The organism is Leisingera sp. S232 (genome assembly GCF_049800895.1).
Classification (GTDB): domain Bacteria; phylum Pseudomonadota; class Alphaproteobacteria; order Rhodobacterales; family Rhodobacteraceae; genus Leisingera.
The window spans coordinates 50,418-74,427 of sequence record NZ_JBNAFX010000001.1 but is presented as its reverse complement, the minus strand read 5'-3'; the positions used below and the strand labels follow the sequence as shown (position 1 = coordinate 74,427).

At 59.2% G+C, this 24,010-nt stretch carries 22 protein-coding genes and 1 tRNA gene; 19 read left to right on the top strand and 4 right to left on the bottom strand.

Features of this window, described 5'->3' with window-relative positions; translation table 11 throughout:
• Positions 1-35: 35 nt before the first annotated feature.
• Positions 36-944 carry a LysR substrate-binding domain-containing protein gene (locus ACP151_RS00375; RefSeq protein WP_424976838.1) on the bottom strand — a complete coding sequence of 303 codons (909 nt, stop codon included), beginning with the start codon at positions 942-944 and terminating at the stop codon, positions 36-38.
• 147 nt (positions 945-1,091) lie between these two features.
• Between ACP151_RS00375 and ACP151_RS00370 the strand changes: the two genes are divergently transcribed.
• The 8 genes from ACP151_RS00370 to ACP151_RS00335 all read left to right on the top strand — a co-directional run bounded on the left by ACP151_RS00370 (position 1,092) and on the right by ACP151_RS00335 (position 9,361).
• A complete protein-coding gene (locus ACP151_RS00370) occupies positions 1,092-1,859 on the top strand; it encodes an ABC transporter ATP-binding protein (protein ID WP_424976837.1) in 768 nt (255 codons plus the stop codon).
• A complete protein-coding gene (locus tag ACP151_RS00365; RefSeq protein ID WP_424976836.1) occupies positions 1,859-2,560 on the top strand; it encodes an ABC transporter ATP-binding protein in 702 nt (233 codons plus the stop codon). Before ACP151_RS00370 ends, ACP151_RS00365 begins: the two co-directional genes overlap by 1 nt.
• Positions 2,561-2,594: 34 nt before the next feature.
• Positions 2,595-3,794 carry an ABC transporter substrate-binding protein gene (locus ACP151_RS00360; protein ID WP_424976835.1) on the top strand — a complete coding sequence of 400 codons (1,200 nt, stop codon included), beginning with the start codon at positions 2,595-2,597 and terminating at the stop codon, positions 3,792-3,794.
• Positions 3,795-3,859: 65 nt separating this feature from the next.
• Entirely contained in the window at positions 3,860-4,717 is an 858-nt protein-coding gene (locus ACP151_RS00355; RefSeq protein ID WP_424976834.1) for a branched-chain amino acid ABC transporter permease, read from the top strand.
• On the top strand, positions 4,717-5,673 hold the full coding sequence (locus tag ACP151_RS00350) for a branched-chain amino acid ABC transporter permease (RefSeq protein WP_424976833.1): 957 nt from the start codon (positions 4,717-4,719) through the stop codon (positions 5,671-5,673). Before ACP151_RS00355 ends, ACP151_RS00350 begins: the two co-directional genes overlap by 1 nt.
• Positions 5,670-6,806: an acyl-CoA dehydrogenase family protein gene (locus ACP151_RS00345; RefSeq protein ID WP_424976832.1), complete on the top strand. Its 1,137-nt coding sequence runs from the start codon at positions 5,670-5,672 to the stop codon at positions 6,804-6,806. The genes ACP151_RS00350 and ACP151_RS00345 overlap by 4 nt, the downstream gene beginning before the upstream one ends.
• Before the next feature lie 3 nt (positions 6,807-6,809).
• On the top strand, positions 6,810-7,826 hold the full coding sequence (locus ACP151_RS00340) for a zinc-dependent alcohol dehydrogenase family protein (RefSeq protein ID WP_424976831.1): 1,017 nt from the start codon (positions 6,810-6,812) through the stop codon (positions 7,824-7,826).
• A gap of 11 nt (positions 7,827-7,837) precedes the next feature.
• Positions 7,838-9,361, top strand: a complete 1,524-nt coding sequence (locus tag ACP151_RS00335) for an AMP-binding protein (protein ID WP_424976830.1) — start codon at positions 7,838-7,840, stop codon at positions 9,359-9,361.
• 116 nt (positions 9,362-9,477) lie between these two features.
• On the opposite strand, the gene ACP151_RS00330 is transcribed toward ACP151_RS00335, so the two are convergent.
• The gene (locus ACP151_RS00330) at positions 9,478-9,753 is read right to left on the bottom strand and encodes an NfeD family protein (RefSeq protein WP_424977062.1); all 276 of its coding nucleotides are present in this window, start codon (positions 9,751-9,753) and stop codon (positions 9,478-9,480) included.
• A complete protein-coding gene (locus ACP151_RS00325; RefSeq protein WP_424977061.1) occupies positions 9,753-10,643 on the bottom strand; it encodes an SPFH domain-containing protein in 891 nt (296 codons plus the stop codon). Before ACP151_RS00325 ends, ACP151_RS00330 begins: the two co-directional genes overlap by 1 nt.
• A gap of 319 nt (positions 10,644-10,962) precedes the next feature.
• Here ACP151_RS00325 and tgt point away from each other — a divergent pair, with 319 nt between their 5' ends.
• From tgt to lon, 3 genes are all read left to right on the top strand, one after another.
• Positions 10,963-12,093: a tRNA guanosine(34) transglycosylase Tgt gene (tgt, locus tag ACP151_RS00320; protein WP_424976829.1), complete on the top strand. Its 1,131-nt coding sequence runs from the start codon at positions 10,963-10,965 to the stop codon at positions 12,091-12,093.
• A 392-nt stretch (positions 12,094-12,485) separates the two neighbouring features.
• Positions 12,486-13,145: a hypothetical protein gene (locus tag ACP151_RS00315; protein ID WP_424976828.1), complete on the top strand. Its 660-nt coding sequence runs from the start codon at positions 12,486-12,488 to the stop codon at positions 13,143-13,145.
• Positions 13,146-13,382: 237 nt separating this feature from the next.
• On the top strand, positions 13,383-15,794 hold the full coding sequence (lon, locus tag ACP151_RS00310) for an endopeptidase La (protein WP_424976827.1): 2,412 nt from the start codon (positions 13,383-13,385) through the stop codon (positions 15,792-15,794).
• Positions 15,795-16,118: 324 nt separating this feature from the next.
• Here lon and ACP151_RS00305 read toward each other — a convergent pair whose 3' ends face one another.
• Positions 16,119-17,174: a Glu/Leu/Phe/Val family dehydrogenase gene (locus tag ACP151_RS00305; RefSeq protein ID WP_424976826.1), complete on the bottom strand. Its 1,056-nt coding sequence runs from the start codon at positions 17,172-17,174 to the stop codon at positions 16,119-16,121.
• Positions 17,175-17,306: 132 nt separating this feature from the next.
• Here ACP151_RS00305 and ACP151_RS00300 point away from each other — a divergent pair, with 132 nt between their 5' ends.
• The 8 genes from ACP151_RS00300 (at position 17,307) to ACP151_RS00265 (ending at position 24,008) form a co-directional block, all read left to right on the top strand.
• Entirely contained in the window at positions 17,307-17,762 is a 456-nt protein-coding gene (locus ACP151_RS00300; RefSeq protein WP_424976825.1) for an Lrp/AsnC family transcriptional regulator, read from the top strand.
• Positions 17,763-17,995: 233 nt separating this feature from the next.
• Positions 17,996-18,070, top strand: a tRNA-Val gene (locus tag ACP151_RS00295).
• Positions 18,071-18,160: 90 nt separating this feature from the next.
• Positions 18,161-19,741: a DUF6538 domain-containing protein gene (locus ACP151_RS00290; protein WP_424976824.1), complete on the top strand. Its 1,581-nt coding sequence runs from the start codon at positions 18,161-18,163 to the stop codon at positions 19,739-19,741.
• Positions 19,742-19,816: 75 nt separating this feature from the next.
• Positions 19,817-21,025 (top strand): phage portal protein, encoded by a 1,209-nt coding sequence (locus ACP151_RS00285; RefSeq protein ID WP_424976822.1) that lies wholly within the window; start codon positions 19,817-19,819, stop codon positions 21,023-21,025.
• On the top strand, positions 21,022-21,375 hold the full coding sequence (locus ACP151_RS00280; protein ID WP_424976821.1) for a hypothetical protein: 354 nt from the start codon (positions 21,022-21,024) through the stop codon (positions 21,373-21,375). The genes ACP151_RS00285 and ACP151_RS00280 overlap by 4 nt, the downstream gene beginning before the upstream one ends.
• Positions 21,372-21,758 carry a gene transfer agent family protein gene (locus ACP151_RS00275; RefSeq protein ID WP_424976820.1) on the top strand — a complete coding sequence of 129 codons (387 nt, stop codon included), beginning with the start codon at positions 21,372-21,374 and terminating at the stop codon, positions 21,756-21,758. Before ACP151_RS00280 ends, ACP151_RS00275 begins: the two co-directional genes overlap by 4 nt.
• On the top strand, positions 21,751-22,443 hold the full coding sequence (locus ACP151_RS00270; protein ID WP_424976819.1) for a hypothetical protein: 693 nt from the start codon (positions 21,751-21,753) through the stop codon (positions 22,441-22,443). The genes ACP151_RS00275 and ACP151_RS00270 overlap by 8 nt, the downstream gene beginning before the upstream one ends.
• Positions 22,440-24,008: a phage major capsid protein gene (locus ACP151_RS00265; RefSeq protein ID WP_424976818.1), complete on the top strand. Its 1,569-nt coding sequence runs from the start codon at positions 22,440-22,442 to the stop codon at positions 24,006-24,008. The genes ACP151_RS00270 and ACP151_RS00265 overlap by 4 nt, the downstream gene beginning before the upstream one ends.
• Positions 24,009-24,010: the final 2 nt, after the last annotated feature.

Genomic DNA, 24,010 nt, shown 5'->3' with positions numbered 1-24,010 from the left:
TCGATTTGCTTTCAGAAGGGCCGTTGAAGTCAGCGCTAGCTCAGCGGCTTTGGCGCCGGTGCGCTGGCGGAGCGGCTTAGGTCCAGCAGCCAGTCGTGAAACTTGCGGACCGATGGCGACATCTCGGCAGCCAGCGGCACGATCAGGTGATAGGCAAAGGAGGTTGCAAAGGTGGCTCCGAACGGGTTCACCAGCGAGCCGCTGTCGAGTTCGGGGCGAACCGCCCAATCGGCAAACAGCGAAACACCCAGGCCGTTTATCGTCGAGCTGAGCTGGAAATGCCGATCTTCAAGCATCATCCGCGACGGGGCCACGGGATTTGCGACATTGTTGTCGACAAACCATTCCTCCCACATCCGCGTGTCATCGACGTGCAGCAAGGTGCATTTGGTCAAGTCCGACGGGTGCCGGATCGGATGCGCTGCCAGGTAGTCAGGGCTGCAGGCCACGACGAGCCGCTCTGGCCACAGCTTGGTGACCTTGAATGCGCTCCAGTTGCCACGGCCCCACTGGATGCCGAGATCGGCAAAGCGCTCGGGCTTGTCGATATGCGCGTAGTTGTTGTTGTGATTCTTGATCGACAATTGAAGGCTGGGGTTGGCTTCGAGCAGGCCGCCGAGCCTTGAGGACAGCCAGCGGCTTGCAAACATCGGCAGCAGCGCCAGTTCGATCGTCCCCGCGCGGCTGGTCGATTGGGCGATCCCTGTGCGGATCGCTTCGAGCCCGCGCGCCACATGCGCTGCAAGGATGACGCCCGTCTCGGTCAGCTCAAGCCCGGCGGCGCTGCGGCGAAACAGGGCCGCATCCATCTCGGCTTCCAATTTTTTGATATGGTAACTAACCGCACTTTGACTGGTGCCCAAGAGCTGCGCTGCGCGTGTAACGTTCTGAACTTCGGCAACAGTATCAAAAACCTGAATTGATTTGATATTTTTGATTTCCACACCAGCACACGGATTTGTTTTCAAAACAGATGTCTAACTGTGGGTATCTAAAAATTAGAACGCAAGAGAAAATCATTATATTTTTGCGCGACCTGCTTTGCGGGCTAGGCTCAGAATAGCTGCTGGAAAAGCAGTTGGGAGGACAAAGTGACAACGGCCCTTTTACAGGTGGAACGACTTTGCAAGTCTTTCGGTGGCGTCCATGCGGTGCGCGATTTGTCTTTTCGCGTCGAGCCGGGACAAATCCTAGGTCTGATTGGCCCGAACGGCTCGGGGAAATCTACCACGGTGAACGCGCTGGCGGGGATCTTTCCGGTAACATCAGGTGAAATCCTGCTGGCGGGCGGCCATATTCAGACCCTGCCGGAATACGAACGTGTCGCAATGGGTCTGTCGCGCAGCTTTCAGACGGCCAGTATTTTTCCCGAATTCACCGTGCGTGAACAAATCCAATTGGGCTGCAACGTCACTCTGCGGTCGCATCCGCTGTCTTCGGTATTTGGCCTTGGCCGACATCCCGGTGAAACCGAAGCCACGAACCGGCATATCGAAGACATACTGGAATTGACGGGGCTGAAGGCCGTGGCAGATGCGACCGTGGGCACGATCACAGCGGCGGAGCAGCGCTTTTTGATGATCGCCACCGCGCTGGCGGCCCGGCCCAAGGTGATCCTGCTGGATGAACCGGCCGCCGGCCTGGTCAGCCACGAACGCCAGACCCTGTCACATCTGATCCGCAGCATACGGGATACCGGTGTATCGGTCCTGGTCATCGAACATCACATGGCGCTGATCATGGATGTCTGCGACCGCATCGTGGTTCTGAACTTCGGCTCCAAGATTGCAGAGGGCACACCGGATGAAATTCGCGGTGATCAGGCTGTCATTGACGCTTATCTCGGGGAGGCCGTGTAATGCTGACAGTGTCGGACCTGCGGGTCAGCTATGGGCAGATCGAAGTGATCCATGGCGTCAGCATCGAGGTGCAGGAAGGCGAGTGCGTGGCTCTGATCGGCGCAAATGGCGCAGGGAAATCCTCAACCCTGAAGGCAATCTGCGGGCTGGTTACTGCCACTTCCGGCACCATTACGTTCGAGGGGCAGGACATCACCAATCAAAGCGGGCACAACATCGTGCGCGCAGGCATCACGATGTGCCCTGAAGGTCGGCAGGTCTTTCCGCAGATGACCACGCTCCAGAATCTGCGCATGGGTGCTTATGCCCGGCGCGACGATGAACAGGCTATCGATCTTGAGGAGATGATGAACATGTTTCCGATCCTGCGGGAACGGAAACATCAGGCCGCCGGAACCCTATCCGGCGGCGAACAGGAGATGCTGGCCATCGCGCGCGCGCTCATGGCGCGGCCCCGGCTGTGCATCTTCGACGAACCGTCGCTGGGGCTGGCGCCCAAAATCGTGGCGGAGGTGGGCGCAACCATCAAGCGGATCAAGAAGATGGGCAAGACCATCCTGCTGGTTGAACAGAATTCATTGATGGCGCTGCGCCTGGCAGACCGGGCCTACCTGTTCGAGGCCGGGGAAATCGTGCTGTCCGGCACAGGAGAGGAACTGCAATCACATCCGGAAGTGGTCAAGGCCTACCTCGGCCACTGACCGGTCAACGACGACAACTTGGGAGGAACGTTCTATGAAGATGAAGGCGCTTACTGCAGCACTCGCGATGTTTGGCACCGCCGGTTTCGCCGCAGAAAAACAACTCGATATCGGCGTAAGCGACGCTCTCACGGGGGGGGCAGCGGTCTATGGGCTGCCTCAGTCCAATGCCGTGCAGATGGCTGCAGAAGAAATCAACGCGGCGGGCGGTATCAAGGTTGGCGACGACACCTATATGCTCAACGTCATTGCATATGACGACAAGGCCAATCCGACCGAGGCGTCAAACGCGGTGCGTAAACTGATCGACCGGGATAGTGTGAAATTCATCCTCGGCTTCTGCTGCTCGGGGGCAACCGGGGCCGTTGCCTCGTTCATCGAGAATGAAGATGCGGTGATGTTGGTGGGCAATGCCGCCGAGCGCTCGATCACCACGCGCGAGATCCCCAATCTGGTCCGCACCCGCCCACCGGCCGATTACACTGGCGCGGCGGCCGGAACCTTTGTCGCCGAGAAGGGACACAAGAAGGTCGCGGTTCTCGGGGCTCTCGATGTTGGCTTTTACGCCAGCTATGTTGATGCGTTCGAGAAAGAGCTCAACAAGGCCGGCGGTGCGATCGTCACCCGTGAAAGCTTTGGTCTAAAAGACCGGGACATGAGCCCGCAGCTGACCAAGATCCGCGAAATGCAGCCGGACGCGATTCTTGTGGTTGGGTATGTGGAACCGGCGGCATTCATCTATCGCCAGGCCGTCGAACTTGGCATCGATGTCCCTCGTTATGGTTTCACCTCGGGATCTGAGGAACAATTTCTGCGCGTTGCCAGCTCTGAGCAGATGGAAGGCGTCTGGGATTTGCGCCCGACCGAACTGACACTGCTTTCGGCCAGTGACAACGGCATCGCCTATCACAAGAACTACTCGGAAAAGTTCGGCATCGCGCCATCGCCCAGCTCGCCATATGCCTATGATCAAACTTATGCGCTGAAGGACGCGATCGAGGCCGCAGGCACCGTCGATGATACCGAAGCGGTGGCAGCCGCATTGCGCGGATTGGCCGTCCCGGATGAGGTGGTGATGCAATACCTGCCGGTGGACAAAAAGATGTTCGATGTGAATGGGCAGGCCTACACCTCGAACGGTGCCTTCCAATGGCAAAGCGGCAACTGGGTCTTTGTCCAGGATCTGCCGTCGGATGCGGCGGCCTATTCGGCCTTCCTGAGCACAATCGACTAACGGAACCCGGCAGTGCGGAGCGATCCGCGCTGCCTTACAGGGGCTGCCTTTGAGGGACGGTGTGTATGATCGAGATCCTGCAACAGATTATCAACGGGATGGCCATCGGCGGGGTCTACGTGTTGATCGCGCTTGGGTTGACCACAGTGTTCGGCATTCTTGGGATTGCTCATTTCGCCCATGGATCCGTCTCGATGTTCGGCGGCTATCTCACCTTTTTCTTTGTGGTGACGTGGGGGTTGCCGCTGATAGCTGCCATTGTCATCGCGTTGTTGGTCGGTCTGATCCTGGGGATTCTGATCGAGCTTCTGGCCTACAGGCCAGTGCGCAACGCAAATCACATTAACGCCTTCATCGTAGCGCTTGGCCTGACGATGATGGTCGAGGGGCTGAACCTGGAATTCTTCGGCCATGAGCAGGTTGTGATCCCGACAGATTTCTCCTGGGTGTTCAAAATCGGTGGGGTGACGATCCCGGAGCTGCGGCTCTACACAATACTGGCGGCTGCCCTGCTCATCGCGGCCATGACGATCTTTGTCGAAAAGACCAAGACCGGTCAGGCAATCCGGGCCGTGGCCGAAAACCGCGATGCAGCCATTCTGATGGGGGTCAACGTGAACACGATCCCCTTGGTGGTATTCTCTATTTCCACAGCGCTGGGCGTTTGCGCGGGCGTCATGGTGGGCGCATTGTTTGCCATCGCTCCCGGCATCGGCGAAGGGCTGGTGGTCAAAGGATTTGCGGTTCTGATCCTTGGGGGGCTGGGTTCGATCCCAGGTGCCGTTGTCGGCGGGCTGGTCCTGGGCATTACCGAAGCCTTGGCTGCCGGGTTCATTTCTTCGGCGTACAAGGATGTTATCGCCTTTGTCGCAATGATCCTTGTGCTGCTGGTACGCCCGCAGGGTCTTATGGGGAAAGCATAATGCGGGCGCATGGCAAGGCTTTTATGTGGGGATTGGCACTGATCGGGTTCATCCTGCTCCCCCAGTTCATCACCGTGAAATACTATCTTCACCTCTCGATTCTCGCTTTGTGCTGGGTGATTGCGGCGCAGGGGCAGAACCTGATCCAGGGCTTCACCGGCTATGTCTCTATTGTGCAGGCGGGCTTTATGGGGATCGGCGCCTATTCCACGGCTCTGATGGGGATGCACTATGATCTGCCTGTCTGGCTGACCATCCTGCTGGCCCCATTTGTCACCGCGTTTTTTGCGCTGCTGACCGGATATCCCAGTCTGCGGGTCAAAGGGCATTACTTCGCCGTTGTGACGCTTGCCTTCAATCTCGTGATCTTCATCGTGCTGATGAACTGGCACGAGTTGACACAGGGTGAGGCAGGCATAACGGGCATCCCAAAGCCGGGTGGCAAGGATGGCTTGTTCAACTGGCGAGACCGCGAGACCTATTACTACTTTGTTCTGATAGTGGCAGTGCTGATGACAGGGCAGGCTGCGCTGATTGTGCGCTCTCGCATCGGCCAGATCCTGATCGCCATCCGCCAGAACGAGGATCTTGTCGGTGCTGTCGGTGTGCCTGCTTGGAAGTACAAGCTTTTCGCATTTGTGACATCGGCCATGTATGCCGGCCTGGCGGGCGCGATCTATGCGCATTACCAAAGTTTCATCAATCCTGAGATCTTTGGCGTGGCTCAGTCGCTTGACGCGATCCTTGCGGTGATCATCGGCGGGTCCGGGACCATTGCCGGCCCGGTCATTGGCGCCTTCTTTGTCGTGTTCCTGCCGGAGTATCTGCGCTTTGCCGACAGTTTCCGACTGATCCTTTACGGTCTGGTGCTGGTGCTTGCCACGATCTTCATGCCGCGCGGCATCGTTGGCGTTGCTGGCAGTCTTTGGGCGCGGGTTCGGGGCAGCAGGTCATGAGCGGCGCCTGCGGGATCATTGACCGGTCACGCGCCTTTGCCGAAGGTCCGGTGGCCTCTGCTGCGCCGGGCTGGTCGATGGGGGGGCAGCCCGACCCGGATCTGTTCCGCATGGCGGCCGCAATCGGCCTGACGGGCGTAACGACCCCAAAGGAATTCGGCGGGCAGGGCCACAGCTTTGCAACGCTTGTGGCGGTCTGTGAGATCTTGGCGGCGGTGGACTTCGGGTTCGCCATGTCTTTGGTCAATACCCAGAATGTGGGTCTGCGCTTGTGTAGGTCGGCAAGCGATGCCGAGCACAGCCGCTATCTTCCCCGCATTCTCGCGGCTGAGATCAGCGCCTGCACCGCCCTGACCGAACCCGGAACGGGATCGGATGTGGCCGCCATCGCGACACGCGCAACCCAAACGTCCGGGGGCTGGCGACTGACCGGCGAGAAGACCTGGATCGTGAACGGGCGCCACGCGGGCCTTGCGGTGGTCTTTGCCCAGTGTTCCAACGCCGGGGACGCCGATGGGATCGGCGGCTTTCTTGTTGATCTCGATCGCGCTGGGGTCCGGCGCTACCCTGTGAATTCAGGTTTTGCGCAGACCTCGATGGGCACGGGCGGGTTTGTGCTTGAGGATGTCGTGGCGGAAGCATTGGTATTGCCGCCTGGCACGGCCTTCAAAAGCATCCTGACCGAAATCAACGCTGCCCGCACCTATGTCGCGGCGATGTGCAACGCGATGCTGGGCGCGGCCGTTGCGCAGGCGGCTGACTATGGTGCCAAGCGGCGCAGCTTTGGCAATCCTTTGGCACATTACGCCGCATGGCGGCATCCCTTTGGTGCAGCAGAAACCGATCTTGCCGCCTCTCGCGCGCTGACCGCCCGGGCGGTGGACATGATCGTGGAGGGCGCGGATGCCCAACTGGCAGCTGCAGAGGCCAAGATTGCCGCCGTGCAGGCTGCGCAGCTGCATATTCCGCAGATGTTGCACGCGATGGGGGCTGCCGGGCTAAAGCCTGAATACTGCTTTGCCCGGCACCTTGCAGCGGCGCAGGTTGCCGGGTTCACCGATGGCGCAACCAGCATTCTGCGCGACCGGGTGGCCCGCCTCACCCGTTCCAAAACCGACACTCCCAAGAGGTGATCCATGCGTGTTTTCCAGATTGAAGGTGATTGGGGTTTTGACAACCTGAACCTCTCGGAACGGCCAGAGCCGAAACCGGGCCCGGGGGATGTCGTCATCCGTATGCGGATGGCGTCGCTGAATGCACGGGATCTTATTGTTCCAGAACGGGGCTATGGTCGCGCCACCGGCGAATTGCCCCTGATCCCGATCTCGGATGGAGTGGGTGAAATCGTCGAAATCGGTGCGGGGGTGACCCGCGTGGCGGTCGGAGATCGTGTCTGTCCGACCTATTTTCAGAACTGGACCAGTGGGGAGCCTTCACCTGAACGTTTTGCTTCAGCACTTGGCGGGCCGAATGACGGCGTGATGGCAGAATTGGTCTGCCTGTCCCAGGAAGGGGTTGTAAAGGTCCCGGAGTATCTCAGCGATGCGGAGGCCGCGACCCTTCCCTGTGCTGCGCTGACCGCGTGGAGTGCCGTGGTCACCCATGGCCAGACGCGCGCCGGCGACCGCATTCTGGTTCAGGGCACCGGCGGTGTGGCGCTTTTTGCGGTCGCATTCGCCAAGATGCACGGTGCGCATGTCACCGTGATTTCGTCCAGCGATGACAAGCTGGAAAAGGTCCGTTCCATGGGGGGCGATCAGACGATCAACTACCGCGAGACCGAAGATTGGGCCCGCGCCAGCCGCCCGATTACCTCTGATCGCGGCGGGTTCGACAACATCATCGAATTGGGCGGGGCCAAGACGCTGCCCCTGTCGCTGCGCGCAGTCAGGCCTGGCGGCACGCTGTCCATGATCGGTGTTTTGTCGGGCCTGAATATCGAGGCCTCACTGGGTCTGATCGTGGCGCGACAGGTACGCCTGCAAGGCGTCACAGTTGGCCATCGAGATGGGTTCGAAGCCATGCTTGCCGCGATGGCGCTGCATGGCACACGCCCGGTGCTGGGCAAGACATTCGCGTTCGAAGACCTTAGGCCCGCGCTCGAGCATGTGCGCAAGGGCGGGCATTTCGGCAAGACCCTGATCAAGTTCTGAGAGCCGAGCACATGCCGACGCATGCCTTTCAGCCCCGCTGCCATCCACCGGACAAGCCGGCTTTTGTGATGTGCGAAACCGGTGAGACGGTGAGCTTCGCGGCGCTGGAAGCTCAGGCCAACCGGGGCGCTCATCTGCTGCGGTCGCACGGCATCCGCGAGGGGGACCATATCGCGATCCTGATGGAAAACCGCCGCGAATTCATCGAGGTCTGCTTCGCGGCCGACCGCGCGGGCGTCTACTACACAACCATCAGCACCCATCTGTCCAAAGCCGAGATCGCCTTTATCCTTGAGGATTGTGATGCACGGCTGCTGATCGTGTCAGACAGTTTTGGTGATCTGGCGACGTCGCTGTTTCAATCCTGCGCCTGTGACATGCTGGTCGTCGGCAAGGATACCGCAGGTTTTGCAGATTGGTCGCAAAGCCTTGCCTCCATGCCTGAAACGCCAATCAGGGATGAATGGCAGGGGCTGGACATGCTCTATTCTTCAGGCACCACCGGGCGCCCGAAGGGGATCAAATGGCCGCTGCCGCACGAGAAACCAGGCACGCGCGGCATGTTGATCGATCTGCTGTCGGGGCTGTTTGGCTACGACCGGGACACCCGCTATCTCAGCCCGGCGCCGCTTTATCATGCTGCGCCGCTCAGGCATTCGATGGTCACGATCAAGATGGGCGGCACCGCCTATATCATGCGCCGGTTCGACGCGGCCACGGCATTGCATCTCATCGAACGCCACCGCATCACCCATAGCCAATGGGTGCCAACGATGTTCGTGCGGCTGCTGAAACTGCCTGCGAAGATCCGGCGGGAGTTTGATCTCTCTTCGATGAAAATGGCCGTGCATGCGGCCGCACCATGCCCGCCCGACATCAAGAAACAGATGATCGACTGGTGGGGCGAGATTGTGCACGAGTATTACGCCGGAACCGAAAACAATGGCTTCACCGCCATCACCAGCGCCGAATGGCTGGCCCATCCCGGATCGGTCGGGCGCGCCAAGCTGGGAACGCTGCATATCTGCGACGAACAGGGCACCGAACTTCCTGTGGGGCAGACGGGCGAAGTGTATTTCGAGAACGGCCATCAATTTGCCTATCACAAAGACCCGGTCAAGACCGCCTCCTGTACCAATGCGCAAGGATGGACCACGCTGGGTGACATCGGCCATGTCGACGACGAAGGGTATCTCTATCTCACCGACCGCAAGTTCTTTGTCATCATTTCCGGCGGCGTCAACATCTACCCTCAGGAAACCGAAGACGTGCTGCTGTCACATCCGGCGGTGCTGGATACAGCGGTGATCGGTGTGCCCAACGCGGAATTCGGCGAGGAGGTGAAGGCCATTGTTCAATTGATGCCTGCCATCGCCGGATCAAAAACGCTGGCTCAGTCATTGATCGAATATTGCCGTCAGCATTTGTCGCCGATCAAATGTCCGCAAAGCATTGATTTTGAAGATCAGCTGCCACGCTCCGCGACAGGTAAGCTGTATAAGCGTCAGCTTCGCGATCTGTACTGGAACAAATGACGCATGTCTTGGTTTGACCGGGTCCTTTCTCCGGCCATCGCGACAAGCCGCAGAACCAGAGGTGAAGCCCAATTGCGTAACGCAAACCGGAACCCGCGAGGGTTCCGGCAGCAGGATCAATCGTTGATGTCGTGGTTGAAAGTCTTCACCTGGCCTTTGGGCAGGGCGAAAAATTTGCGCATCACCAACCAGGCTGCCAGCGACAGTGCCGCAAAGATCAGCAGCAGCGGCGGCAGGGTGAAGCCTGCGCCCGCCAGCAGCAGCAGGGCGACTATGGCGGCACCGATGGCAAAGCCCAGGAAGACAAAGCCGGGCAACAGAATCTCGACGATGGCAAGCGTCAGCGCGGCCGCGCCCCAAACCCACCATATCGCCCAGAAAGACGCGTCCATCATTTGCCTCCCTTCAGCAGATTGAAGGCGTTTCCGAAGGCTTCCAGCGCATGGGCCGGGACCAGGATTGTCTGCTTGCCATCGCCATTGCCAAGCGCATTCAGCGACTCCACCTGTTTCAGCGCCACCTGATACTGCGCTGCCTCGATGCCGTGGTCAGCGATCGCCTTGGCCACGACTTCGGTGGCGTAAGCTTCGGCTTCGGCCTGAATGCGGCGGGCCTTGGCGGTCTGCTCGGCTGCATAAAGCTCGGCGTCGGCGTTCAGTTCGACTGCGCGTTTCTGGCCCTCGGCCTCGGTCACCTGGGCACGGCGGGCGCGTTCGGCGTTCAGCTGCTGCAGCATCGCGTCGCGGGTGGCCTGATCGAGGTTCACATCCAGGATCTCGGCGCGAGTGACTTCGATGCCCCAATCATCCACGGCGGTTTCGACCGCATGCTGGATCTGGCCAATCAGCTGGGCGCGGTTCGACTGCACCTCATCAAGGTCCATCTTGCCGATCTCGGCCCGCACGATGCCTGCCACGGTGGTGGCGATGGCGCCATCCACGTCGCGAATCCGGTAAACCGTCTTTTCCGGCTCAAGAATGCGGTAGAAAACCGAGGTGTCGATCTGCACCAGCACGTTGTCCTTGGTGATGGCGTCCTGGGTGGCATTGGGCAGCTGGCGTTCCAGGATCGAGATCTTATGGCGGGCCACGTCGAGGAAGGGCACGATAAAGTTGATGCCGGGGCCAAGCACCGAGTGCAGGCGGCCAAAACGTTCAACCACATATTTTTCTGATTGCGGCACGATCTTGACCCCTTTGAGGATCACAATGACCAGTAATACCGCACCCAGAAGGTACAGCAGGTTGTCGGTCACAAGTTCGGCCAAGATGTCTTCGATCATGGAAAAATCCTTTGTCATTTCAATTGAGGCAGGCGTTTCCGGGAGGTCGTGCCTGGATACAGAAGGTTCGGGCGGGTCACTTTGCGACAGCCCGTCTTCAGCAGGCCGGTTGCCCGGAGCCTTTGATTTGTTTACGTCGGGTTTCATTGTGTGCAATGGTATACATTTGGGTGCCGCCGCGCCGGATTTCAAGCCATGTATGGTGCCAAGAAGGCCGGGGTGGCAAGCCCCGGCGGGGTTGAATTGCCCGCAAATATCGGGCAAAGGCTCCGGGTTTGCGGCACTGGACCCGCCTTTGGCCGGAATGTAAGGACAGACCATGACAGCCCCGTTCTCTTTTGACCTGAAGGCCACCGATGGCAAGGCGCGCACCGGCGTGATCCATACCCCGCGGGGTGAAATCCGCACGCCGGCCTTCATGCCGGTTGGGACGGCTGCGACAGTGAAGGCGATGATGCCGGAAAGCGTGCGCGCAACTGGGGCCGATATCCTGCTGGGCAACACCTATCACCTGATGCTGCGTCCCACGGCGGAGCGGATCGACCGGCTGGGAGGTTTGCACAAGTTCATGAACTGGGAACGCCCGATCCTGACCGACTCGGGCGGGTTTCAGGTGATGTCACTGGCGGGGTTGCGCAAGCTGACCGAAAAGGGCGTGACCTTCAAATCCCATGTGGATGGCTCCAAGCATGAGCTGACGCCGGAACGGTCAATGGAAATCCAGCGGCTTTTGGGCAGTGACATTGTCATGTGCTTTGATGAATGCCCGGCACTGCCTGCGGACCGGGACCGGATTGCCGAATCCATGCGCCTGTCGATGCGCTGGGCGGAGCGGTCGCGCGAGGCTTTTGGCGACCGCCCAGGCCATGCGCTGTTTGGCATTATGCAGGGCGGGCTGGAGCAGGACCTGCGCGAAGAAAGTGCTGAGGCGCTGAAGAAGATCGGTTTTGAAGGTTATGCGGTTGGCGGGCTGGCAGTGGGCGAGGGGCAGGAGGCGATGTTCGGTTGCCTGGAATATGCGCCGGGTTTCCTGCCTGAGGACAAGCCGCGCTATCTGATGGGGGTGGGCAAGCCGGACGATATCGTCGGCGCCGTTGCCCGCGGTATCGACATGATGGATTGCGTGTTGCCGTCGCGGTCGGGCCGTACCGGCCAGGCCTTTACCCGCTATGGCGTCGTGAACATCAAGAATGCGCGCCATCAGGACGACCCGCGCCCCTTGGATGAGAATTGCAGCTGTCCGGCGTGTTCAAACTACTCCCGCGCCTATCTGCACCATGTGTTCCGCAGTAACGAGATGATTTCGGGTATGCTGCTGACCTGGCACAATCTGCATTACTTCCAGGAAATTATGGGCGGAATGCGGGATGCGATTGCGGCGGGCACGTTCGAGGCCTGGCAGAAGAATTTCCATGAAATGCGCGCGCAGGGCGATATCGAACGGCTGTAAGCCGTCTGCTTGTGTCGGTTCGAATCAAGTTTGACGATGTTTTCATGGCTGCGGCAGATGCGGGACACGCTTCTGCCTCAAATTCCCTGTGAGATCAGGCTGAAGCTTGATGTTCGAAGCGGAGGCACCTTATGCAAAACGCAAATTCTGCCGGCGTGGGTCAAATAATTCTGCTGTCTGTTCTGGCCGTTGGCGTCGCGCTTTTTGCGGTTTTGGATGACGGCCGGGTGCACGCCGGTCAAGAGCATGAACGGACCCATCAGGCTGTCATGCCTGCAAAATAGCCGCTCCTGCGTCGTTTTCTGGGCTCTGCGGGTAGCTGAAACCGTCCCTTGTTCACATGTTATGAAGACCTGATCCGCTATCTTTGCGTCAACGCATGGAGGGTGGCGATGATTTTACGCGGTGTGTTTGCAGTTGCGGTCCTGCTGGCCGGATCTGTGTCAGCACAGGCGCAGACTGATCAAGCGCAGACCGCGCCGGGATCGCTGGCGGAGGCCTCAAGCTTTTTCAAGGCGCCGCGCCTGGATGGCTGCACAATTTCTTTGGAAGACCTTGTAAATGGCGGCTCTGAGGCGCTGCGCGGGCAGTGGACCGTGCTGAAAGGGCCGGGGGAGATCGGGCTGTCGGTGGGCGGGCGCATCACGATGGAGCCGCTGCTGCAGCGCGGCGGCGAGGTGCTGCGGCTGGGGTTCCGCAATCGTCGGCTGGTGGCGGATTCTCCGGTGCTTGGGGTTCTGCCCATCGGCGTGCTGGACCGGGCACCCGTCAAACCTGGAACCGGCCTGAGAGCGGAAAGCGTGGGGCGCGGCGACCTTGCCGAAGGCACCGAGGTGTTTCTGGATGAGTTGACGCTTGGTGTGCTGCCGTGCGGCACGGATCAGCTGCTGCGGCTGAATTTGCTGGCGGAGCGTGAGACCGGCACCGGAGAACTTCAACGACAGGACATCCGCCTGTTTCTGATTGATCAGTCACGGCTGAGCGGCACCTACCGCGAAACCGGGCCAGGCGGGCAACTGGAGCGCGGTTTGATTACGCTCAGGCGGCGCTGATGCCACCTCTGCAGTTATCCACAGGGCCATGCCGGGATGGCCTTCATTATTTGCTCACCGTTCCTGCATTTGCGCCCTTGTGGTCCCGGCGCGCAGCGGGCAAGGTGAGCCCCAGCCTTGAGGTGTCGCGGTTGAAAACAGTGAACCGCCCCACCAAGTAAAGACCTCCAATGAGGAGACGGGCCAAAGCTGCCGGATGCCGGGGCCGGGCCGTCTTGCCTAACCAAAGGACCGAGTATGCAAGAGCCACTCAATTCCTCCTACCCAGTGCTGCCTCTGCGCGACATCGTGGTCTTCCCCCACATGATCGTGCCGCTGTTCGTGGGCCGGGAAAAATCGGTGCGCGCCCTGGAAGAGGTGATGGCCGACGACAAGCAGATCCTGCTGTCGAGCCAGATCGACCCCTCCGAGGATGATCCCGAAACCGATAGCATCTATACCACCGGCGTGCTGGCCAATGTGCTGCAGCTGCTGAAACTGCCCGATGGCACCGTCAAGGTGCTGGTCGAAGGGCAGAGCCGGGTACAGATAACCGAATTCCTGGAAAATGACGTATTCTTCGAAGCCAAAGCCGAAGAATTGAGCGAAATTCCCGGCGATATCACCACGACCGAAGCGCTGGTGCGCACTGTGGGGGACGAATTCGAGCGCTATGCCAAGGTGCGCAAGAACATCCCCGAAGAGGCGCTGTCTGCGGTTGGAGAAACCACGGAGCCGGCCAAGCTGGCGGACCTGGTGGCGGGGCATCTGGGCATCGAAGTCGACCGCAAACAGGAGCTCTTGGAGACGCTTTCCGTCAGCGAGCGGCTGGAGAAAGTCTATGGCCTGATGCAGGGGGAAATGTCGGTCCTGCAGGTCGAGAAAAAGATCAAGACCCGCGTCAAGTCCCAGATGGAAAAGACCCAGCGCGAATACTACCTGAATGAGCAGATGAAGGCCATTCAGAAGGAGTTGGGCGACGGCGAAGAGGGCGCCGGCGAGATTGCCGAGCTGGAAGAGAAGATCGCCGCAACCAAGCTCTCGAAAGAGGCGCGCGAGAAGGCCGATGCGGAGCTGAAGAAGCTCAAGAGCATGTCGCCGATGTCCGCCGAGGCGACTGTTGTGCGCAACTACCTCGACTGGATGCTGTCGATCCCGTGGGGCAACAAGTCCCGCGTCAAGAAGGACCTGAACCGCGCGCAGGAGATCCTGGATGCGGATCATTATGGCCTGGAGAAGGTCAAGGAGCGCATCGTCGAGTATCTGGCGGTGCAGCAGCGCTCGGCCAAGCTGAAGGGGCCGATCCTCTGCCTCGTCGGTCCTCCGGGCGTGGGTAAAACCTCGCTGGGCAAATCCGTGGCCAAGGCAACGGGCCGCGAGTTCATCCGCATTTCGCTGGGTGGCGTGCGCGACGAGTCCGAGATCCGCGGCCACCGCCGCACCTACATTGGTTCAATGCCCGGCAAGATCATTCAGGCGCTGAAGAAGGCCAAGACCACCAACCCTCTGATCTTGCTGGATGAGATCGACAAGATGGGCCAGGATTTCCGCGGCGACCCGGCCTCGGCGATGCTAGAGGTGCTGGACCCGGAGCAGAACAGTACCTTTATGGATCACTATCTGGAGGTCGAATATGATCTCTCGAACGTGATGTTCCTGACCACTTCGAACAGCTACAACATGCCGGGCCCGCTGTTGGACCGGATGGAGATCATTCCGCTTTCGGGATACACCGAAGATGAAAAGCGCGAGATCGCCAAGCAGCATCTGATTTCCAAACAGGTGAAGAACCACGGCCTGAAAGCCAAGGAGTTCGAGCTGACCGAGGACGCGGTGACCGAGATGATCCGCACCTATACCCGCGAAGCCGGGGTGCGGAACCTGGAGCGTGAGATCGCCAAGGTTGCCCGCAAGTCGCTGACGAAGATCGTCAAGAAAGAAGCCGACAGCGTGACTGTCACGGCGGACAATCTGGATGATTTCCTGGGCGTCAAGAAGTTCCGCTATGGCCTGGCCGAGCTGGAGGATCAGGTGGGTGTTGTCACCGGGCTGGCCTATACTTCGGTTGGCGGTGAGCTGTTGTCGATTGAGGCGCTGCGCCTGCCGGGCAAGGGTCGGATGAAGACCACCGGCAAGCTGGGCGATGTTATGAAGGAGTCGATTGAGGCGGCCTCCAGCTATGTGCGTTCGGTCAGCCCGCAGATCGGGGTCAAGCCGCCGCAGTTCGACAAGCTGGACATCCATGTGCACGTGCCAGACGGGGCGACCCCCAAGGATGGCCCAAGCGCAGGCCTGGCGATGGTGACAGCGATCGTGTCGGTGCTGACCGGTATCCCTGTGCGCAAGGACATTGCCATGACCGGCGAAGTCACCCTGCGCGGCAATGCAAGCGCCATTGGCGGGCTCAAGGAAAAACTGCTGGCCGCATTGCGCGGAGGTATCAAGACAGTGCTGATCCCGCAGGAGAACGAAAAGGACCTGCCGGAGATCCCGGACAACGTGAAGGAGGGGCTGGAAATCATCCCGGTCAGTCATGTGTCCGAGGTTCTGGAACACGCGCTGGTCTCCAAGCCTGAAGCCATCGAGTGGGATGAGGAAGCGGAGGAAGCAGCAGCAGCCAAAGCGGCGCTGCAAGGCTCCGGCGAGGGCGCAGGCGCCACAGCGCATTGATCCGCTGATCAAATTGGCAGACAAAAGAAAAGGGCGGCTCGAGAGAGCGCGCCCTTTTTTGCTTTCTTACGTGTCGGCCCGTCTTGCCGGGGGCATATGGTCCTTGGCAACTGCGTGGCATCGCAAAGGAAGGCTCCCGCCCGCAGTCGGCTGCGCATTTTGCGCCGCCGCTGCGGTTGGGCATGGCGCCGCACCTGTGGTGCGGCGCACGGCCTGCCCCGGCTGGGGCAGGCCGCCGGGCCCAAAATCCGGATGGCGGCTGGCCGCAGGCCGGGCGCCGTCCGGGTGCGGGAGCGCGCCCGCAGCTGGGTATGAACACAGGGATCAGGCGGCCCTGCTGGCCTGTTCTATCTTAGCCTTTACGGTGGCGATTGCCATCTGTGCTGGGCTGACATCTGCGGCCTTGGCCTGAGTCAGGATCGCCGCCATGGTCTCGTCCAGCGCCTGCAGCTTTTCGGCGACAAAGCCCTCGCGGTCCTTGATCCGCCGGATCTCGCTCGCAACGTTGATAATGCCGCCGCCGTTGGCGACAAAATCGGGCGCATAGAGAATACCGCGGTCATGCAGGGCTGCGGCATCCGCAGCAGTCGCCAGTTGGTTGTTGGCGCCGCCTGCGACGATTTCTGTTTTAAGTTGCGGAATGGTTTGGGCGTTCAGGATGCCGCCGATGGCGCAGGGGGCAAAGACGTCTGCCTCAGTGCTGTAGATATCTGCCAGCGGCACAGCCTTGGTGCCGAATTCGGCAATCGCCATTTTGACACGGGTCTCGTCGATGTCTGTGACGATCAGCTTCGCGCCGGCCTTTGTCAGGAACTTGCAAAGGTGCCAGCCAACGTGGCCCAGGCCCTGTACCGCCACGGTGACGCCATCCAGATCGCGGCTGCCGTGCTTATGGGCGCGGGCGGTGCGGATTGCATTGAAAATGCCGCGGGCGGTGATTGGCGAGGGGTCGCCGCTGGCGAAGGCGCCGTCGGCAAGGCCAGCCGCAAAGCGGGTTTCTTCCGCCAGGACCGCCATGTCTGCCGGGCTCATACCCATGTCTTCGGCGGTGATGTAACGGCCCTCTAGCCCTTCGATGGCGCGGGCGAAGGCGCGCAGCGGCTCTGGCGACTTGTCCTTGGCCGGATCGCCGATGATCACCGCCTTGCCGCCGCCGAGTGGCAGGCCTGCCGCGGCGTTCTTATAGGTCATGCCTTCGCTGAGGCGCATGACGTCAGTCAGTGCCTCATCCTCGCTGGTATAGGGGCGCATGCGCAGCCCGCCCGCCGCCGGGCCGAGCCGGGTGGAATGTATGGCAATGAAACCCAGAAGGCCCACAGAGGTCTCCTCGACGCGGTAAATCTCTTCGTGGCTGCTGGACGCAACGGCGGTCACTGTCATCTGGATGGCTCCTCCAAGGCTTTTCCGGATGGTAACAGCGGCTGAGCGCCGGTTTTCACCAAAAGAAGCTCCTGCTTTGCCCGATTTTGGTGGTATGCTCTGCGCGAAGCTCTAATTTTAGAGGGAAGCTCCATGGATTCGATTGATCGCAAGATTGTTGCCGCGCTTCAGCGCAACGGCCGGCTGAAGATTTCCGAACTGTCTGAGATGGTAGGTCTTTCCCCAACGCCTTGCGCGCGTCGGCTTGCCCATCTGGAAGAAAGCGGCGTGATCAGCGGCTATTCGGCGCGGGTGGATCAGGCTAGGATGGGCCTTCCGGTGACGATCTTTGTGACGGTGGAGCTGGAACGGCAGTCCACCGATGCGCTGCAGGCATTTGAAGCGGACGTGCGCAAGTTCGATCAGGTGATGGAGTGCTACCTGATGACCGGCACCCGTGATATCCTGCTTCGGGTGGTGGCAGAGGACCTGCCGGATTTTGACCGGTTCCTGGAGGGCCAGCTGATGCGGGTTCCGGGCATCCGCAACACCCGTTCCAGCTTTACTCTGCGTACAATGATCCGGCGTGATGCGCTGCCGTCCTGCTGACCGCTTCACCAAAGCGGGCAGGGCGCATTCTTTCCCGAACCCCTTTGGCATGCGGCCCATAGGCCTGTGTGGAAAACGCTGCGCCGCACCGGCGAGGGCATAAAAAGCGGGCCATGTCCTTGCCCTAGGGACACGCCAGGAAACTGCCACTGGAGAAAATCCGGGGAAGCAGTGAAATTCTTCCATTGGACCTCTTGCGGTGCCCGCACCGGACCGTTAAAAGCCTGCCTCACGGGTGATTAGCTCAGTGGTAGAGCGCTTCGTTCACATCGAAGATGTCAGGAGTTCAAATCTCTTATCACCCACCATCCTACCCCTTTGAAAACAAAGAAAACCCTTGCAAATAAGGGGCTTTGTCCGTTTCAAGGTTACAACTTTGGTTACAAACGGGGTTGGGAATGGCTGGAAAGCTCAGATACTGGCTAGAACGAAACGGGCGGTATTTTGCGCGACTCGTTGTGCCTAAAGATTTGCGCGGAATTGTTGGTAAGAGCGAACTGCACATCGCTCTGGGCGGCGACCGTAGGCAAGCCATTAAACTTCATCCCGGCGCGGTGGCCCAGCTTCAGCACCAGATTGCCCAGGCTGAGCAGAAGGTCAGGGCAGGGCAGCCGCAGGCTGTTCCCGCACGCTATCCGCTGGCACCTGATCAGCTTGCGCACAGCCACTACACACAGCGGCTCGCCTTAGACGATGAACTGCGCAATGACCCCCGCTGGCCGGGGGTGGGGATTGATGATCTGCTGGTGCAGCGGTTGCGTTACGCTATTGCTGGGAAAGCCAATGACGCAGAGCTGGGCGAGTTGGTGGGCGCTCAGGTCGAACGCTTCCGGGCCGCTGGCAACCTGAGCGCAACGCCGGGCAGCACCGAATGGCGTGAGATTGCCCGTGCCTTGTGTCATGCGGAGCTAGAAGCGCTGGCACGGGTTGCTGAGCGCGATGAGGGTGATTTTACCGGCACACCTGCCTCGCAGGTTATTCGGGGCGCTCAGCCCCCGGAGGAAGCCCCCAAGCCGGTCAGCATGAAACAGCTCTGGAATGACTATGTGACCATGCGCATGCAGACAGGGTCTATGAGCGATGGCGGTAAGCAACTTGGCTTGGCTGTCGAAAAGCTGCGCAAGTTCGTCAAACATGACGATGCGGCCCGCCTCAAGAAAAAGGATGTGATCGCGTGGCGGGATCACCTGTTGAATGTTGAGAAGCTGTCGCCGCGCACTGTCAGCGATAAATACCTTTCCACAGTCCGCTCTTTGCTGAACTGGGGAGTAGAGAATGATAGGCTGCCTGAGAATGTCGCGGTAACGGTGAAGCAGGCAAAGCCTAAGAAGGTTCTCGCCCGCGAAAAGGGTTTCACTGATGCAGAGGCGCTGAAAATCCTCAAGGCTTCCCGCTCATACGTGCCACATCAGGACGAAACGGGCCGTGTCCGAGAAACCGCTCACATGACTGCGGCAAAGCGGTGGGTGCCTATCCTTGGAGCCTTCACTGGCACCCGTGTTACGGAGATCACTCAACTTCGCAAAGAGGACATTCGGCAAGAGGGTGATCAGTGGGTTGCCCGGCTCACCCCTGATGCCGGGACGATCAAGACAGGCGAATACCGGGATGTGCCGTTGCATCCTCAGATCATTACTGAGGGGTTTGTGGACTTTGTGAAGAATGCTGATCTGGGTCCGCTATTCCACCACGGGACCGACGCGGAGCAATTCAAGAGCAAGGCCACTCAGATTTCAAACCGGCTGGCCGAATGGTTGCGCGACAAAGACCTAGTCCCGGACGGGGTGCGCCCCACCCACGCGTGGCGGCACCGCTTCAAGAGCCAGTGCATTGAGCTAGATATTCCGGCTCGCATATATGATGCCATTCAAGGGCACTCTGGAAAGACTGCGTCGGAGAACTACGGCGATGTGAGTTTGAAGGCCAAGATCAACGCTATCAACAAGCTGCCTGCGTATGAGTTGTTTTTAGAAATGTAATAACATAACTTTTCTGTTTCGCCGCGAATCTTTGTGTGGTAATTTTGCCACGCTAACCTATTCACAGCGGAACTCATGGCCTTTCAGAAGCTCAAAAACGCACTTGGTTTCGGCACCGAACAAAAGGCGCTGACACTTACTGATCCTGATGCATTGGCCCTGTTTGGGGCAGTGCCCACGGCATCCGGTGTTACTGTTTCCCCCAGTAATGCCATGCGTGTTCCTGCGGTTGCATGCGCAGTTGGGTTGATTTCTGAAACCATCGGCGCGCTTCCGTTCAAACTGTATGATCGTGAAACCAAAGAGGCTCAGAAGGATCATCCGGCTTACCGACTGGTTCATGATGAGGCGAACCCTTGGACTACGGCGGCAGAGCTGCGCGAGCAACTGACCCTTGATGCCTTGTTTCACGGGGCAGGTCACGCTCAGGTGGTTCCGCTTTCCGATGGTTCTCCTTACGAGTTGCACCGGCTGAAACCGGGCAAAGTGCAGCGGTTCGAGGAAAACGACGGCGAACCCTATTACATGGTTTCGACCGACGAGGGGCAAGTGAAGCTTGCTTATCATCAGGTGTTGCGCATTGAAGCAATCGGTGGTCTGTCCCCGATCGCGCTAGGCCGGGAAGCAATCGCGCTGGCAATAACGTTTGAACAGCATATAAGCCGTTCGCTGAAAAATGGCACCCGGCTTTCCGGGACGGTTTCCTGGCCCAATTCGTTGGCTGAAAAAACCAAGGAAAATTTCATTAAGGACTGGATGTTTGTTCACTCTGGTTCAAACACTGGTCTTCCCGGATTTTTGGATAATGGTGCGACGTTTACGCCTATGGCGATGACGCTCGCCGATGCCGAGTTCGCTGAGAACCGTCTTGAACAGATCAGGGAAATTGCGCGCGTGTTTCGGGTTCCGCCTACCATGCTCTTTGAGCTATCGCGCGGCACCTGGTCGAACACCGAAGAAATGGCCCGGCAGTTCATGCAGATCACGCTCAAGCCGTGGCTGACCGATTGGGCAGGTGCCTATGCCCGTTGTCTGCTGACCCCTGAGGAACGCCGGGGAGCCTACTTTGAGGCTGTGACGGATGACCTGCTGACTACCGATACAGCGGCACGTGCAACAGCCTATGGCCAATATCGCAGCATGGGTGTCCTGACCGCAAACGATGTCCGGGCAGGTCTAAACCTGCCGCGCAAAGATGGCGGCGACGAACTTTCCAACCCCTACACCACGACAACCACAATCAAGACCGGCCCCGCTGCGTCAAAGGAGGAAAAGCCCGAATGACCGCCGAAAACACTGAGTCAAATGTCGTCCTTACTGTGGAGGCAGATGCACGAGCGTTTGAAGTCGCGCTAGAGAACGAATTCAGGCCTGCTCTGAGCACAGCAATTCAAAAGTGTGTTGACGAGTTTATTGGCAACTCTCTTCCCGGCTGCATTCGCTTTGAAGACGGGGGGTCGGCCCGGGCGGCTACTGAAAAAGCTCACCGTGATCTTTCACAGGGTGCGGAAGCAGGCCTGTTGGCCATGGCCGCTCTGCGTGATGATGATCAGGTTCATTCATTCGCAATCAACATCGGCAGAGGCGCGGTGCAGGTCATGCGGCTTGGTGCAACGCAGGAAACGGCCGCATGAACCTGACGCACACCGCCTTTTTCGGTGACGGTGAACACACCTTTGCGCTGACAGATGACATGATCGCGGAGCTTGAGCGCATCACCGATCTGGGTATCGGCGCAATTCATCAGCGCATCTTCTACCTGCAGTTCAAACTGATGGATCTGTTTGAGATCATTCGGCTCAGCCTGATCGGTGGCGGCATGAAACCAGAACGGTCAGCTCAGCTAGTAGACACATATGCCCGGAACCGTCCAATTGATGAGCTGTTTCCCTTGGCATTGGATATCCTGAATGCTCGCTGGGGTGGCGATACCGAAGATGAGCAGCCTGCACCTAACTTTGAGGCTGCTGCCTCCGGCGACATGGCGGCGGCCTTAAACGGTGCCAGCGATGCGTAAGGTTCATCTTCATGGCGGGCTTGCCAAGTATGGCGAGTCCTTTGACCTGGAAATCATGACTGCCGGGGAAGCGCTTGCAGCTCTTACTGCAAACTTCCCCGATTTCCTGAACGACATCAGAGAGGGCAGTTGGGTCATTCTGCGTGGCGACCCCGAGACAGGAATGTGTCTCGACGAGGAAGCCGTAAGAGAAATGAGGTTGGGCAATGCCGATTTGCACATCATGCCCGACATTGATGGTGCAAAGAACAGCAGCGGGGTTCTTAAAGTCATCGCAGGCGCAACGCTCCTTGCAATTACAGCCGGTGGCGCAGCACCTCTCCTAGCCAATCCGATCATTGCAGGTGCAGCCACTGGAACGACCTGGGGTAATGCGATTGGCCAGATCGGATTGGCCTTGTCGGTGGCCGGCGTCTCTTCCTTGCTCGCCGGTGAAACCCAAAGCCGGGCGGCAGAGGATCACAAGAGCTTCACCCTCACCGGCCCGACATCTGAAAACGGACAGGGGCAGGCTGTGCAGATCGTCTACGGCGGCCCTATCATCGTGGGCGGAATGATGATCTCCGGCGGCATCGACGCCGATGGCCTGGAGTCTGTGACCGAGAAGCCTGTTGAGACGCCTGATCCGGCAGAGGTTGAGGCCGATCCCGAGAACTACGGTGGCGGGGGCGCAGGCGACCGATGAGCGAACGCATTGAAATCAAAGCGCAGATCGCAGCAGACGAGGCAGGGGTAGTGAGCGGCATTGCATGGCCGTTTTCGCCTGACTCTGTTGGTGATGTGATCGAGAAAGGCGCGTTTTCCTTTCCAGCAGCACTGCCAATTTGCATGGAGCATGATCAAGGGCAGGTTGTTGGCACGTGGGAATGTTTCGCTGAAACAGACCGTGGCCTTGAAGTGAAGGGCCGCCTGTTTGTCGAAGGTATCTCCCCTGCGGAAAAAGCCCGGCGTCATCTGAAAGCAGGCGTGATCACCGGCCTGTCCATTGGCTTCCGGCATGACGGGTTCGAAACGCGCGCCGACGGCGGACGCACCTTCAAGGCCGTTACCGTCACTGAAATTTCCCTCTGCAAGCGCCCGGTGCATCCCGCCGCGCGCATCACTGAAGTGAAAGCAAAACCCCAGAACCTCAAGGAGACCCCGAAAGTGGAAAACGAGGAAATCGAGACTGAAGAAAAGGCTGTAACCCCGGCCAATGACACGCCGCAAGTTCCCCAGGTGGACACCAAGGCTTTCAACGAGATCAAAGACCGCCTGGACCGGCTGGAAGCCAAGGCAAACCGTCCGCAGGGTGTTCATATCACCACCGGTGCAGACACTGAGCGCAAAGCATTCGAAGCCTTCCTGCGCCGTGGTGTTGAGCGCATCAGCCCGGACGAGATCAAAGCCCTGACCGTCGCCAATGACACCAACGGCGGCTACCTGGCACCGGAAGAAACCGGCAACGAGCTGATCAAGCTGCTGAACGAGTATTCGCCTATCCGCAAATACGCCAAGGTGGTGAACATTTCTGCCGAGTCGATCACCTATCCGCGCCGCGTGACCGGCACGGCTGCTACCTGGGTGACTGAGACCGGCAATCGCACCGCGTCCGGTATGACCTTTGAACAGGTCAAAATGACCCCGCACGAGTTGGCGACCTTCACCGACGTTTCCAATCAGCTCTTGGAAGACAACGCCTATGGCCTTGAAGGCGAGCTGTTGTCTGACTTCGCGGAATCGTTCAGCAAGACCGAAGGTCTGGCATTCGTGAAAGGCACCGGTGCTGGTCAGCCTATGGGCATCATGACTGCTGCCGATATTGCCGAAATCAAAACTGGCGTTGCCGCGAACTTCCCGGCATCGAACCCGGCTGACGTGATCATTGCCATGTATCACAAGATCGCCACCACCTACGCGCAGTCCGGCGTCTGGATGATGAACCGCAACACGCTGGCTGTCATTCGCCAGTGGAAAGATGACAATGGGCGCTATCTGGTGCTTGATCCGATCAGCGAAGGTGCACCCTCGACCCTGCTGGGCCGTCCGGTGGTTGAAATGCCTGACATGGACGATATCGGCGCTGACAAGTTTCCGATCCTGTTTGGCGACATGTCCGGCTATCGCATCGTTGACCGCATTGGTCTGAATATGCTGCGTGACCCGTTCAGCTTGGCTGTAAATGGTCAGGTGCGTTTCCATGCCCGGAAGCGTGTTGGTGCTGACCTGACCCACCCTGACCGGTTCATCAAGCTTAAAGTGGCCGCCTAAGC

Bases quoted from the DNA above. Each gene is read 5' to 3' on its own strand.
- ACP151_RS00365 (WP_424976836.1), top strand. From the start codon at position 1,859: ATGCTGACAGTGTCGGACCTGCGGGTCAGCTATGGGCAGATCGAAGTG.
- ACP151_RS00360 (WP_424976835.1), top strand. From the start codon at position 2,595: ATGAAGATGAAGGCGCTTACTGCAGCACTCGCGATGTTTGGCACCGCC.
- ACP151_RS00355 (WP_424976834.1), top strand. From the start codon at position 3,860: ATGATCGAGATCCTGCAACAGATTATCAACGGGATGGCCATCGGCGGG.
- ACP151_RS00350 (WP_424976833.1), top strand. From the start codon at position 4,717: ATGCGGGCGCATGGCAAGGCTTTTATGTGGGGATTGGCACTGATCGGG.
- ACP151_RS00345 (WP_424976832.1), top strand. From the start codon at position 5,670: ATGAGCGGCGCCTGCGGGATCATTGACCGGTCACGCGCCTTTGCCGAA.
- ACP151_RS00340 (WP_424976831.1), top strand. From the start codon at position 6,810: ATGCGTGTTTTCCAGATTGAAGGTGATTGGGGTTTTGACAACCTGAAC.
- ACP151_RS00335 (WP_424976830.1), top strand. From the start codon at position 7,838: ATGCCGACGCATGCCTTTCAGCCCCGCTGCCATCCACCGGACAAGCCG.
- ACP151_RS00330 (WP_424977062.1), bottom strand. From the start codon at position 9,753: ATGGACGCGTCTTTCTGGGCGATATGGTGGGTTTGGGGCGCGGCCGCG.
- ACP151_RS00325 (WP_424977061.1), bottom strand. From the start codon at position 10,643: ATGATCGAAGACATCTTGGCCGAACTTGTGACCGACAACCTGCTGTAC.
- tgt (WP_424976829.1), top strand. From the start codon at position 10,963: ATGACAGCCCCGTTCTCTTTTGACCTGAAGGCCACCGATGGCAAGGCG.
- ACP151_RS00315 (WP_424976828.1), top strand. From the start codon at position 12,486: ATGATTTTACGCGGTGTGTTTGCAGTTGCGGTCCTGCTGGCCGGATCT.
- lon (WP_424976827.1), top strand. From the start codon at position 13,383: ATGCAAGAGCCACTCAATTCCTCCTACCCAGTGCTGCCTCTGCGCGAC.
- ACP151_RS00305 (WP_424976826.1), bottom strand. From the start codon at position 17,174: ATGACAGTGACCGCCGTTGCGTCCAGCAGCCACGAAGAGATTTACCGC.
- ACP151_RS00300 (WP_424976825.1), top strand. From the start codon at position 17,307: ATGGATTCGATTGATCGCAAGATTGTTGCCGCGCTTCAGCGCAACGGC.
- ACP151_RS00290 (WP_424976824.1), top strand. From the start codon at position 18,161: ATGGCTGGAAAGCTCAGATACTGGCTAGAACGAAACGGGCGGTATTTT.
- ACP151_RS00285 (WP_424976822.1), top strand. From the start codon at position 19,817: ATGGCCTTTCAGAAGCTCAAAAACGCACTTGGTTTCGGCACCGAACAA.
- ACP151_RS00280 (WP_424976821.1), top strand. From the start codon at position 21,022: ATGACCGCCGAAAACACTGAGTCAAATGTCGTCCTTACTGTGGAGGCA.
- ACP151_RS00275 (WP_424976820.1), top strand. From the start codon at position 21,372: ATGAACCTGACGCACACCGCCTTTTTCGGTGACGGTGAACACACCTTT.
- ACP151_RS00270 (WP_424976819.1), top strand. From the start codon at position 21,751: ATGCGTAAGGTTCATCTTCATGGCGGGCTTGCCAAGTATGGCGAGTCC.
- ACP151_RS00265 (WP_424976818.1), top strand. From the start codon at position 22,440: ATGAGCGAACGCATTGAAATCAAAGCGCAGATCGCAGCAGACGAGGCA.